The sequence below is a fragment of the Spirosoma sp. genome (assembly GCF_026391055.1).
Lineage (GTDB): Bacteria > Bacteroidota > Bacteroidia > Cytophagales > Spirosomataceae > Spirosoma.
On the sequence record NZ_JAPLET010000022.1, the window covers coordinates 206,433 to 219,023 of the forward strand.

The 12,591-nt window shown below is 50.3% G+C and carries 12 protein-coding genes; 5 read left to right on the forward strand and 7 right to left on the reverse strand.

Going from position 1 to position 12,591, the window contains the following annotated elements; all coding sequences use genetic code 11:
- Positions 1–279 precede the first annotated feature (279 nt).
- The 3 genes from NT073_RS16035 to mltG are packed head-to-tail and all read right to left on the reverse strand — an operon-like array spanning position 280 to position 2,727.
- Entirely contained in the window at positions 280–1,236 is a 957-nt protein-coding gene (locus NT073_RS16035; RefSeq protein WP_297375363.1) for a YihY/virulence factor BrkB family protein, read from the reverse strand.
- Between the two features lie 35 nt (positions 1,237–1,271).
- Entirely contained in the window at positions 1,272–1,685 is a 414-nt protein-coding gene (locus NT073_RS16040; RefSeq protein ID WP_297375365.1) for a thioesterase family protein, read from the reverse strand.
- A 4-nt stretch (positions 1,686–1,689) separates the two neighbouring features.
- Positions 1,690–2,727 (reverse strand): endolytic transglycosylase MltG, encoded by a 1,038-nt coding sequence (mltG, locus tag NT073_RS16045; RefSeq protein WP_297375367.1) that lies wholly within the window; start codon positions 2,725–2,727, stop codon positions 1,690–1,692.
- Between the two features lie 153 nt (positions 2,728–2,880).
- Between mltG and NT073_RS16050 the strand changes: the two genes are divergently transcribed.
- From NT073_RS16050 to NT073_RS16060, 3 genes are all read left to right on the forward strand, one after another.
- On the forward strand, positions 2,881–3,378 hold the full coding sequence (locus NT073_RS16050) for a DUF4440 domain-containing protein (RefSeq protein WP_297375369.1): 498 nt from the start codon (positions 2,881–2,883) through the stop codon (positions 3,376–3,378).
- Between the two features lie 79 nt (positions 3,379–3,457).
- Positions 3,458–4,780, forward strand: coding sequence for an MFS transporter (locus NT073_RS16055; protein WP_297375370.1), 1,323 nt, complete (start codon positions 3,458–3,460; stop codon positions 4,778–4,780).
- Positions 4,780–5,172, forward strand: a complete 393-nt coding sequence (locus NT073_RS16060) for a hypothetical protein (protein WP_297375372.1) — start codon at positions 4,780–4,782, stop codon at positions 5,170–5,172. The genes NT073_RS16055 and NT073_RS16060 overlap by 1 nt, the downstream gene beginning before the upstream one ends.
- Positions 5,173–5,323: 151 nt before the next feature.
- Here the strand turns inward: NT073_RS16060 and hslU are convergent, their stop codons facing one another.
- Positions 5,324–6,709 (reverse strand): ATP-dependent protease ATPase subunit HslU, encoded by a 1,386-nt coding sequence (hslU, locus tag NT073_RS16065; protein ID WP_297375374.1) that lies wholly within the window; start codon positions 6,707–6,709, stop codon positions 5,324–5,326.
- Between the two features lie 422 nt (positions 6,710–7,131).
- On the opposite strand from hslU, the gene NT073_RS16070 reads away from it, so the two are divergent.
- Positions 7,132–8,397, forward strand: coding sequence for a sodium:proton antiporter (locus tag NT073_RS16070; protein WP_297375376.1), 1,266 nt, complete (start codon positions 7,132–7,134; stop codon positions 8,395–8,397).
- A gap of 122 nt (positions 8,398–8,519) precedes the next feature.
- Positions 8,520–9,968, forward strand: coding sequence for an NADP-dependent phosphogluconate dehydrogenase (gndA, locus tag NT073_RS16075; RefSeq protein ID WP_297375378.1), 1,449 nt, complete (start codon positions 8,520–8,522; stop codon positions 9,966–9,968).
- A 93-nt stretch (positions 9,969–10,061) separates the two neighbouring features.
- On the opposite strand, the gene NT073_RS16080 is transcribed toward gndA, so the two are convergent.
- From NT073_RS16080 to NT073_RS16090, 3 genes are all read right to left on the reverse strand, one after another.
- Positions 10,062–10,481: a hypothetical protein gene (locus tag NT073_RS16080; RefSeq protein ID WP_297375381.1), complete on the reverse strand. Its 420-nt coding sequence runs from the start codon at positions 10,479–10,481 to the stop codon at positions 10,062–10,064.
- A 279-nt stretch (positions 10,482–10,760) separates the two neighbouring features.
- A complete protein-coding gene (gene porQ / locus NT073_RS16085) occupies positions 10,761–11,852 on the reverse strand; it encodes a type IX secretion system protein PorQ (protein WP_297375382.1) in 1,092 nt (363 codons plus the stop codon).
- Positions 11,853–11,880: 28 nt separating this feature from the next.
- Positions 11,881–12,588: a hypothetical protein gene (locus tag NT073_RS16090; RefSeq protein ID WP_297375384.1), complete on the reverse strand. Its 708-nt coding sequence runs from the start codon at positions 12,586–12,588 to the stop codon at positions 11,881–11,883.
- Between the last annotated feature and the right edge of the window lie 3 nt (positions 12,589–12,591).

Genomic DNA, 12,591 nt, shown 5'->3' on the forward strand with positions numbered 1-12,591 from the left:
CCGGTAACGGTAACCATATAAAAAGCCGGCGGTGTGTATCGTTGACAGTATAAGTTGTAAGTACACCAGTTTATTTAAAGCTACAAATTAAGACTTATTTGTTACTGCTTGAATGAATGTTTTTAGTAAACGGGTACGAAATAGCAGATACCGAATTGAACCTCAACGTTGGCACGCTTTTGGCCTATGGTTATAATGAACATGTTTGGTGGTGCTTACTGAGGGGCTATTCCAATATTGTGCTTTATCATTTATGGGTTAGGTTTCACAAACGTCATCTCAAATTTCAGGGGTGGCGTTTGTCGTTTTAGCCGCTACATCGGGGCTTCTGTCACCTTCCAGATTATAAAGGGCTACGTTCATCTCAAAGCCCAGAATGAGTAATAAAGAAATAAGGTTTATCCAGATCATCAGGGCAATCAGGGTGCCGATGGAGCCATAAACCTTGTTATACGAGCCGAAATTCGAGACGTAATACGAGAAGCCAAGGGTTGTAAGCACGATAAGTAAAGAGGCCGTAACGGCACCGGGCGTAATAAAAACCCACTTCATGCGAACATCCGGACCGTATCGATAAATAACAGAAACTGTGCCGACAAACACGGCAAACACTACAAGATAACGTGTAATGGCCAGTAAATTAATAAAGAGTGCATTGTTAAGCAGCCCGAAATGAAGGAGATAATCACTGATAATGCCCCCGATGATTAACACGACGATGGCTAAAATCAGGGCAAAGGCCAGCGTAAAGGTTAAACCGATGGCTACAAGGCGGACTTTGAAAAAGCCCCGCCTTTCGTCCGAGTGATAGGAGGAGTTAAAGGCCTGCATGAGCGCCACAAGACCACTCGTGGCCGAGTATAAGGCTAGCAAAAAGCCAAAGGAAAGCACACCACTGCGGGGGCGGCTGACAATGTCGCGAATGGTTGTATCGACACTACTGAACGTATTTCCCGGTAGAACCTCGCGGAAGAAGCCCATGATCTGCTCTTCCAGATTTGGAATAAAGGTGATGAAAGGGATAAGCGTGAAGAAGAAGATAACCGTGGGGAAAACCGCCAGAATAAGACTATAGGAGACAGAAGCTGCCCGCTCACTGGTGTTGTTGTCCGTAATCTGAGCCAGCATCTTTTTTAGAAAAGAATACCAGGTAATGCGGGAGTTGAAAGGATGATGCTGATGCAGCCAGACGCGGATGTTTCGCATCAGCTTCATACTCATTAACGTATCGAACATAGGCTCTTTTTTCCACTTACTACTTCATTTTGAACCTACTGATCAAAGAAAGGTTTGGTTGCTTCCACTAATTCTGCCGGAGCCGTGCAAGGACGGCCTGTTTCGGTACGAACAAAAACGAGGGTTGTCTGACCCGTATTGAGAAGCTGCCCCTCCTGATTAAAGATCTCATAGGCGAACATAAGCCGGGTCTTGGGCATCTGCGGAATCGAGACTCGTATGGTCAGCAGATCATCATATTTGGCGGGCCGGATAAATCGGGAATTCAGGTCATACACAGGCATCGAAATGCCGCTTTCTTCAATGGCTTTGTAGCTTAGCCCCAGATTTCGAAGGGCTTCAACCCGGCCAATCTCATAAAAACGGGCATAATTGCCGTAGTAAACTATGCCCATCTGATCCGTGTCGTAATAACGAACCCGGATATTTGTAACGTCGTAAGTAATCATTATACTATTTCATAATCTGCATTCGAGTAAGGGCCTGCTGATACAGGCGGGCATTGGCCAGGTGCTCGGCCAGTGTCTTTGAGAAGGTATGGTAGCCGTTGAAACTGGCGTTTACCACAAAATAGAGGTAATCGTGTTGCTCGGCATTCAGTACCGCATCAATCGTTGCCGGAGCCGGCAGGTTGATTGGCCCCGGCGGTAAACCGGTATACCGATACGTGTTGTAAGGCGAATCGACAGTTAGTTGTTTGTTCAACAACCGGCGAATGGTAAAATCACGCAGGGCAAAAATTACGGTTGGATCGGCTTCGAGTTTAATGCCGCGTTTGAGACGGTTCAGGTACACACCCGCCACGCGGGGCTGCTCATCGCGTTTGTTGGTTTCGGCGGCTACGATAGAGGCCAGAATCTGGGTTTGGGTCTGGCTGAGGCCTAATGCTTTCGCTTTGGCCTGCCGCTCGTAGTTCCAGAACTTCTTGTATTCGGTGCCCATCCGCTCCAGAAGCGCTTCGGGCTTGATGGTCCAGAAAAATTCGTACGTATTAGGTAGGAACAGACAAACAATTGTCGTGGTATCGAAGCCGAACTTCCGGCAGGTGGCCGGGTCATTGAGCAATTTACCCAATGCATCGGGGCCAAATTCAAATTTGCTGCCCAGCCGCTGAATTAGGTCGCTTTTCTGGCGCATGCTGTTGAACGTTACCGGCATGGCATCCTGACTGCCACTACGCAGTTTGACCAGGGCCTCGCGATTACCCATCTTGGGTTTTATCTCGTAGCGCCCTTCTTTAACCCGCTCCGGGTACTTCATCATCTTAGCCAGAAAGCGGAATGAGGTTTCGTCATTGATAACTTTGTGGGTCTTAAGCGTATCCATTACCGACTCGAAGGTAGCGCCCTTCGGAATGAGTAAGGCGAACGTTTTATCATTGTCCTGAACCAGCAGATTCGGGCTTCTGAACACTTGCCAGAAGTAAAACGTAAAAGTCGTTAAGAGGATGGATACGGTGAGGAACAGACCGATTTGCAAATTGCGCGACATAACGAAAATGTAAATAATGAATAAAGACGCTTGGCTATTGGCGATTATAACCGACCATCGGTTGTCACCTATTGCCTGAAATTATTTATTCATTTTGCTTTGTTCACTTTAGATTGCGCAAATTTACGCCAAATCTGAATTAAGCTACTACCAATGACCCGTGCATTCCTTCTTTTACTTTGTATTGCGCTCGTTGTCTCCTGTCGTACCCGCGTCGATAGCCCACGAAGTATGAATCCGGCGGCTGCCGTGCGGCAGAAAGCCATTGATGAAATTCGGGAGGCCGACCAGAATTTCAGTATGCTCTCCGAAAAGCAGGGGCTGGCCAAAGCTTTCGCTACCTATGCCGCCGATGATGCCATTAAACTGAATGATGGAGCCGCACCGACCGTTGGGTTCGATTCCATACGTTCTCAGATGAGCCGAATACCCCCCAATGGTTCGGTACTGACCTGGCAGGTCCTTAAAGCCGACGCTGCGCAGTCGGGCGAACTGGGTTACACCTTCGGTCAATGGATGCTAACCAGTAAAGACAATTCTGGTAAGCGAAAAACACAGTTCGGGGTTTACGTAACCGTCTGGAAACGCCAGCGAAACGGACAGTGGCGTTTTGTACTCGATGGCGGGAACGCCACCCCAGAACCTAAATAAGGCGGTAGAAGGGTAGGCTTTGTTTCCTAACGGGGGTTTATAAGCGTACAACCCCCGTTAGGAAATTAAACCTGTCTTCATGCCTGACTTTAGGTCGCTTGTTAAAAGCGTTGTAAATTTGAGTGAACAAAATCAGGTCGTTTTGGTCGTTTCTTCTCTTTTCAGGCGCCGTGTGTCACACGGCCCTTCGCTCTACACGTTTTCGTTCTGGCTACTCTGCGTTAGTAATTTCTTATTCTCGGCCAGTTTTCAGATGATGATTCCCGAGTTGCCTGCTTACCTGACAAAGCTGGGTGGACAGGAGTACATCGGCTGGATCATCGCTCTGTTCACCTTCACTGCGGGGATATCCCGCCCGTTCAGCGGAAAAATTACCGATACTGTCGGCCGGGTGCCGGTAATGGCGTTCGGGTCGCTGGTTTGTTTTCTGTGTGGTTTCCTGTACCCATATCTGCTCACAGTGGGCGGTTTTCTGACGCTACGGCTGATTCACGGCTTTTCGACGGGCACCAAACCCACGGCTACCTCGGCCTATGTAGCGGATATTGTACCGGCTACCCGCCGGGGTGAGGCCATGGGAACACTGGGGCTGTTTACAGCCATGGGTATGTCGTTGGGACCCGCCATTGGCAGTTGGTTAGCCAATGATTATTCCATGAACGTCATGTTCTGGACGTCTTCGGCGTTTGCACTGTTGTCGATTGGGATTCTGTTGCAAATGACTGAGACGCTGCCCAAGCCACAGCCCTTCCGGTTTGGGCTGTTACGGTTGAAGAAAGATGAGATTTTTGACCGGAATGCTCTGCCGCCCTTCCTGGTTTTATTGTTACAGTCGTTCTCATCGGGCGTTATCCTGACAGTTGTTTCGGGACTGAGCACCTCGCTGGGTGTCGCCAACAAAGGCCTGTTTTTTACGGTCTATACCGTGGCTTCGCTGGTGGTGAGGCTGGTGTTCAGCAAATCGTCGGACCGGTATGGCCGCTTGCCCGTACTGTTTATTTCGACGGTGGTGTTGGCCGTATCTATGGTGTTACTGATTATTACCCAGTCGCCGTTCATGTTCTGGGTGTCGGCCGTTTTTTATGGTATGTCGTGGGGGATGAATTCGCCGACGGTAACAGCTTGGACGGCCGATCTGAGCAACGAAAAAACGCGGGGCCGGGCCATGGCCACCATGTATATTGCCCTCGAAGCCGGTATCGGACTAGGGGCTGTGGCTGCGGGCTGGCTGTTGAACCACGTTCAGGGCGAAGCCGGTATCGATGCGTCCTTTGCCGTATCGGGTGTGTTGTCGTTGGTGGCCGTGGCCTATATTGGCTGGCTATGGCATCAGCACCGAAAAACCCGCCAACATCGAATGAATGAAGCCGATGAAGTAGCGTTGCTGGACGGAGAGCCGTGATGGAAGACATTGAACCCCGTATCCGCCCGCTGGTCGATGCCCTGAACAAAACCGGGCTAGTTCGCACATTCTCAAGCTGCGAAGGGCATTTTTCACCCGGAGAACAAACCCTGGTCGACCGCAATCATGCCGAAGTTCGGTTTGTGCCGGCCGATGGCGTTGCTGAACAAGATATTGAAAGTTTACTGGCTTCCCTTCTGACCCGTTTTAAAGCCAGGCATGGATTATTACCGGTGAAAGTAACGGCCTACAAGCTTTATACACCCATTGATGCCAATGAGGTCGAAGAAACCTTTGTGATTGAGCTTAAGCCATTTAACCGATTCGACTCCCCCGATCGGAAAAGGGATGATGTAGACCGGGCTATTGAACAGGTTATACTTTTCTTTTAATGTTGGCAGAAAATTAACGCTGATAAAAGGCTCTTCGTATTTAATTAAATACTCGTTCGAGCAGGCGTAAATCATCTGTAATAGTTTGCTATTTCTGAATCTTCTGGAGGGCACGAATAAAGCCCCTCCAGAAGATTTTTAGAGCAGTATTCTACAAAATAAACTGACTTAAATCCCGATTCTTTACCAAACCGTTCAGTTTTTCATTTACCAGTTCTTTCGTAACGACCACGTGGGCGTTGGCGCCGATCACATCGGGTATATCGAACATGAAGTCGTTCATCAGGTGACTCAGCACCGTTTGCAGTCGGCGGGCACCAATGTTTTCTACTTCGCCATTTACTTCAAAAGCAATCCGGGCAATTTCGCGCAGGGCATCATCCTGGAAGGTCAGGCTAACCTCTTCGGCTTGGAGCATGGCGACATATTGCTTCGTCAGAGCGTTCTTTGGCTCTTTCAGGATCTGGTAAAAATCATCTTCTGATAAACTCTGCAACTCCACCCGAATCGGGAAACGACCCTGAAGCTCCGGAATCAGATCGCTGGGCTTGGCCACGTGAAAAGCTCCGGCGGCTACGAACAGGATGTGGTCGGTATGAATAATGCCGTATTTGGTGTTCACTGCGCTGCCTTCAACAATGGGCAGCAAATCGCGCTGCACACCTTCCCGACTAACATCCGGGCCGCCACCACCATTGCCAGAGCGGGCCGAGGCAACCTTGTCAATCTCGTCGATGAAGATAATACCCGCGTCTTCGGCTTTCCGGATGGCTTCTTCTTTTACCTCGTCCATGTCGATGAGTTTGGCGGCTTCTTCTTCGAGCAGGATTTTACGGGCTTCGGCGATGCTCACTTTGCGTTTTTTGCCGCGCTTGGGCATCATGCCGCCAATCATCTCCTGAATGTTCATCATCGACATGTCGTCAATAGCGCCACCCATAATGCCAATGTTTGGCGTCTGGCTTTGCTGCACGTCGATGTCGATTTTGCGGTCGTCCATTTCGCCCGAGCGGATTTTCTCCCGGAACCGTTCGCGGGTGCGCTCGTTCAGTTCGGCGTCGGGGTCTTTCTTCTCGTTCTCGAAGCCCATATGCCCGTTGGCAGGCTTGACCGGTGGAATCAGAATATCGAGAATAACATCTTCGACCATCTGCTGGGCTTTCACCTGAACGGCTTCTTTTTTAGACGCCTTTACCATGTTGACGGCCTGCTCCACCAGGTCGCGCACCATGCTTTCTACGTCTCGGCCCACGTAGCCCACTTCGGTGAACTTGGAGGCTTCGACTTTAATGAATGGCGCATCGGCAATTTTGGCGAGACGGCGGGCTATTTCAGTTTTCCCGACGCCCGTAGCGCCAATCATCAGAATATTGTTAGGCGTTATTTCGCGCTGCATATCGGCAGCGCTGTTCATACGACGCCAGCGGTTTCGAAGGGCAATTGCCACGTTGCGTTTGGCATCTTGCTGGCCGATAATGTACTGGTCCAGTTCGGCGACAATCTGCCGGGGTGTTAGGTCTTTAAGTAATTCGGTCATTGAAAAAACAAAGCAAGTTGAGCGCTCCTTGGGTAAGAAACGCAGGAAATTAGAAAATGACTCAATGGGTAGGAGATTTTTGCTACTGGTAACTATTAATGCCTGAAGCTACCATAAAATCCATTCTGAAAATCAGGCTAATTTAAGGTTTCGTACTTGAATAGCGCGTATGAACTGGCGCGCTTACAGTCTTACTCCCAACGAAGCACGTCAGGCTGTTTACCGGTTTGGGCTCGAAACACTAAAAGGTGACGTGCTTCAGATTCAAACAGCCTGATAACCTTCTTAGAAAAAGCTTAAAAATACCTTCCGGGAAAATCAGTATGACCTGCAGCGAGTTGTAAAGAGAGAAGCAGAATGCTTTTATCGTGAAAAACGATCTTGAATTATATGTAAAAGACTGACCGATCTCCGGCTTACCAATGAATATATTTGACACGGCTACACTGCTGATTGCCCTGACGGCCATCTTCGCTTATCTGAATGTGCGCTTCCTTCGACTGCCCGACACCATTGGCCTGATGATTGTGTCGATGCTGTTTTCATTGGGTATCATCATTGGCCATATCGTCAGCCCGCAGCGCTTTGATGGCATCTGGGAACTGATCAGCCAACTCGATTATAAAACGCTGGTGCTCGACGTGATGCTGAGTTTTCTGCTTTTTGCCGGGGCGCTCCACACTAACACCCAGAAACTTAAATCGGCCTGGGCAAGCATTACCTTGTTTGCTCTGTTGGGCGTAGCTATTTCAACGGTACTGGTGGCGGGGCTACTCTATGGTGCCCTCCACCTGATTGGCCTGCCCATTGGTTTCCTTTACTGCCTGCTGTTCGGGGCACTTATTTCGCCTACCGACCCCATTGCCGTGCTGGGTATTTTAGCCAAAGCAAACGTGCCGAAGGCTACTGAGATCAAAATCGTAGGCGAGTCGCTGTTCAACGACGGCGTGGGCGTAGTCATCTTCCTAACGCTGCTGGAGGTGGTTCGGTTGGGTACGGATGCCATCACCGTGGGGTCGGTAAGCTGGCTCTTTGTCAAGGAAGCGGGGGGCGGGCTGCTGTTGGGCTTGCTGGCAGGGTATGGGTTATACTGGGTATTGCGCAGCATCGATCACTACCAGACAGAGATCATCATTACGCTCACCGCGGTGATGGGTGGCTACTGGTTGGCCAGTTGGCTGCACGTGTCGGGGCCACTGGCCGTGGTGGTGGCGGGGTTGTTCATCAGCGATCAAACGCGCAGCACCGCCATGAGCGCGGTCACGCAGGAATACGTTGAGAAATTCTGGGAAACCATCGACATCTTGCTCAATGCTTTGCTGTTTGTGCTGATTGGCTCCCGTCTGGTGTCACTATCGTTTCAGTGGGCGTATGTGCCGGCCGGTCTGATAGGCATTGTTATTATGCTGGTGTCTCGCTACGTAGCCATTCGTCTGCCGCTGACGCTGGCCCGGCGCTGGATACCGTCAGATAAAGAGGACCCCCTGATCCTGACCTGGGGTGGACTACGGGGCGGAATTTCTATTGCCCTGGCCCTGTCGATTCCTGAAACTGTAGCCGAAAAGGATTTGTTGGTGTTTATTACGTACACTTGCGTCTTTTTCTCCATAGTCGTACAGGGGTTAACGCTGGAACGATTTGCCCGGCGGCTCTACGGGACTAAAACAGGCAGCGTAGAAAAAGTCTGAATGTACCCATGAGCCACCACAAACAAACGTCCTTCCCACTCATGGACTAAACTGGTGACCGTGGAGGCTAGTCGTTAAGGCAATAAATTGAATTCATTACATTTAAACTGGTTTCGCCAACTATGAACACTAATTCTTCCGCTGATCAATTCACATTTGGCATGATTGGTCTTGGCACAATGGGGCGCAACCTCTTACTCAACATGGCTGACCACGGATTTGCCGTGGCTGGTTACGATCAAAATCCGACCCAGTCGACGTTGCTGGAAAAAGAAGGGGTCGGCAACAGGGTTAAAGGCTTCACCCAGATTGAGCCTTTTGTGGCCAGCCTCAAAAGTCCCCGGGTTATTATGATGCTGGTACCAGCGGGCAGGATCGTGGATAGCGTAATTGCCGAACTCGTACCGCTGCTCCAAAAAGGCGATATTATTATTGACGGTGGCAACTCCCATTTTACCGATACAACCCGCCGGGATGCAGAACTAGAGGCAATGGGTCTTCACTTTTTCGGGATGGGTATTTCCGGTGGAGAGGAAGGCGCACGCCGTGGGCCGAGTATGATGCCAGGGGGCGACAAAACAGCCTATCAGTATGTAAAGCCGGTGCTGGATGCAGTAGCGGCCAAAGTGAACGGTGATCCCTGCGTTACCTACATCGGACCCGGGGCGGCCGGGCACTTTGTTAAAATGGTTCACAATGGAATCGAGTACGCTGTTATGCAGCTCATCGCCGAGACGTATGAAGTGCTGCGTAAGGGGCTGAAGCTGGATAATGAGGCTATTGGTGCTGTTTTTGCCGACTGGAATGAGGGACGGCTTCATTCGTTTCTGCTGGAAGTGACGAAGGATATTTTCGCATTCCGCGAGCCGGGTACTGATCACCTCCTGCTGGACATGATCAAGGACGAAGCCCGCTCCAAAGGCACCGGGAAGTGGACCTCTCAGATTGCCATGGACATGGTTACGCCCATTCCGGCCATTGACAGTGCGGTAGCCATGCGCGACCTCTCCAAATACAAATCGCTACGGGTAGAAGCCGCCAACATCTACGGTGATGATATACAGGCGTTAGCCGTCGATCGGGATGCATTCCTGAAGAGTCTGGAACAGGCTTTCTTCTTTTCCATGATTACGACCTACGCTCAGGGTATGCACCTGCTCTCATCGGCTTCGGTCCAGAACAGCTACGACCTGAATCTGGGAGAAATCACCAAAATCTGGCGCGGGGGCTGTATCATCCGGGCCGCGTTCCTAGAAACGATGTTACAGGCATACACGGCTAACCCTTCATTGGAACACCTGCTGGTAGAACCCAACGTAGCCGATCTTATGCGGGAAACTGAGCCGGGAATTCGTTCGGTTGTCTCATCGGCCATGTTGGCAGGTATCGCCATGCCAACCTATGCCGCCACGCTGAGTTACTTCGACGCGTTCCGGTCGGCGCGGATGCCCTCGAATCTGATTCAGGCCCAGCGCGACTATTTTGGTGCGCATACCTACGAACGGATTGACAAAGAAGGAGTTTTCCATACCGAATGGCAGGGCGAGGCATCGGTCAAGCCAGTAGGATAAGCGAAAGTTGCAGTAGAGAGCCCCTGGTACACTGTCGTATCGGGGGCTTTTCTTTTTATATCGTCGTGCCCTGCTGATTGGTGTTCTTTCGTGTTAGAACAAGGGTAAACTAAAGGGAATCTTTTTTTGATGGACAAAATAGAAAAACAGGGCTCCCGCGAAATAGGCTATTCCATCATACGCATCACCAGTGCCATACTCTGAATAACCAGGTACGATCACCTCAAATAAAACGGTTACATAAACAGCCACGAACAGGACAAACGAGAAGGGATAACAATAAGCCTCATCGTGTATAAAGATAAAACGTGTAAACGTTAGGGCAACATGGCAAATAAAAGGCACAAAACAGAAGTCAGTGAGCCAGCCATTAAGAAAGGGCAATGGATAATCCCATCGCCTGAACAAATGAATGACAACCCACGACAGACCATAGCCAACAAAATAGGCATCGAATAATCGTCTGGCTACAACATTAACAGGATTGCCGCCACCGACAGAATTGTGGTACATGTGAATAAGATAGCAAAAGAGACTTTTTTTACCTGGCGTACCGATGGGGAGTCGGTGGACTTAATAGACATGAACGCATCTCTGACAACCTTATATGTGCTTTTCTTTGCTTGTGCTTCGGGATGATTTTCCATGGCTTCTGGTAAAGTTCGATTTCTCTACATTACCTTCTTATAACAACCTGGGGCTGGAATGGGGAGCTATTCCCGATTAGAAGAATATTAGAATCGTAGCTATACGCTTGTCTGGCAACGGGTAATCCTGTTCAATATAGAAGGCTTAGCGCATTAACCGGTCTAAATCAATTCGTATGGATAACTGACTCGTACCGGCTGTGGGAATGGACGTAAACCGGGCATAGGTCAGTTGAAACGCCCGCGCCTGTACCGAGACACCGAACGAAATACCCGTTCCGGTAAAGGCCGAGCCGCCAATACCAGTTGTCGTTACCTTGCCTTCTGCTCGTTTCTGGTGGTTATAGCCGACCAGCAGATGCACGTTTCGGCTGAGGAGTAATTCGGCCCCTACGCTCAGGTGCCGGGCTATTTTTTCTGTTACGCTGGTCGTTTCAGAAATAGGGTTTCCACTCAAATCATAACGGACGTTCAGATTCGGGTCGTTGTAACTGATGTCGAATCGTTGGAGGTGGTGGGCTGTCAGACTCAGTCGGATAGGTGCGTGGCGGGGCTTGAGCGTAACACCCGCTTGTAAGTCGAACGGCAGATCGACATCCGTCGAACCGTAGTTTTTGATCAGATACCCGACATTTTTGGCCACCAGTCCAAACGTCAGATCCTGTTTTGGATGCCGCCACACTCCGCCAAGATCGGCCAGCACGCCGAATGCAGAATACATTTCGATAGACGAGCCGACGGCCTTTATCGTAGCACCGAGGGTGAAATTGCCTTCTGTCCGGGAGTGGGTGAGGCTTAACGCATAGTCATTGGCCGAAAACGTACCCAATGTATTTCCCATGGGATCAGTCATGTCAAACTGCCCGTAGCTCAGGTATTGCAGACCCACCGCCCAGCCCGCGTGTCTATCAGAGTTGGTTTGTTTGATCGGTAAGCCATATTGAAGGGTATAATATTTGGCTGCTGCCAGATACGGCATCAGACTAATGGAAAGCAGGTTTGGCTTAACCGAATCGGCCAGGGCCGGGTTATTGAGGTGATAAGCCCCGTCCGGGCTAACGGCGGTTGCGACTTGCCCACCCAAAGCTGCCACGCGGGCATGCGTGGGCAGATCGAGAAACGAAAAGATACGCTGCCCACCCAACGACTGCGCAACTGCGGCCGGTTGGTACGCGATCAGAAAAAAGGCGATGTAAATGAAAAAACGCAAAGGAGCCAGCGCGATTGTACGCGGCAAAGGTCAGAAAAAAAGGAGTATTCCGTACTTATAAACCAATGCCAATTTTCAGGCCAGCCGTCAGACTGGGCAAAATAGAGTTGCCCGGCTGAAACCGGCTGGGAATAATTCCGCAACCACAAGTCGACATCTGCGAATTGGTCTCGGTACGGCCATACCGAATGCCAACGCCGATATATAAGTCGAGCAGGACGCGGCTCAAGTGTTGGGGTGCATCGGAGGGAATCGCAATCTGACGACCCCATTTGACGTGACTGCCCCAGACAAACCGGTTGATGACTTCCTGATTGTTTGGGAAATTTGGGTCCGGGTCGTAGAGAACTACATTTTTTGTGGCGTTGATCTGCTTGGCAAATCCCTCGATTGCCAGATAATTGCCTAATGGAAATTGACTTCTGATATGAATGTTTTTTCGGTTGTTGGTGCGGTAATGTCCGGTATAATGACGCCACTCAGACCGAACCCGCCAGATGGACCAGTCAGCAAAGTTCTTCTTGTCATCGGATGTAATGGCCAGTCCTTTATGTCCAAAACCAATTTCGCCCTGCACGGCATTTCGTTGGCCGGTGCGCACTTCCAGCCCTGCCTGTAGTGTAGCGTCAGGATCGAGAAGAAGGGAGAGCGGAGCCAGTTTAATAATAACCCGCGGAACGTAGCGGTACCGGACGGTAGAGTCCTGAGCCGATGCGGATAACGCCAGCATGAGCAGCGGAAGGAGGAGTAAACGTTGACGCATCAG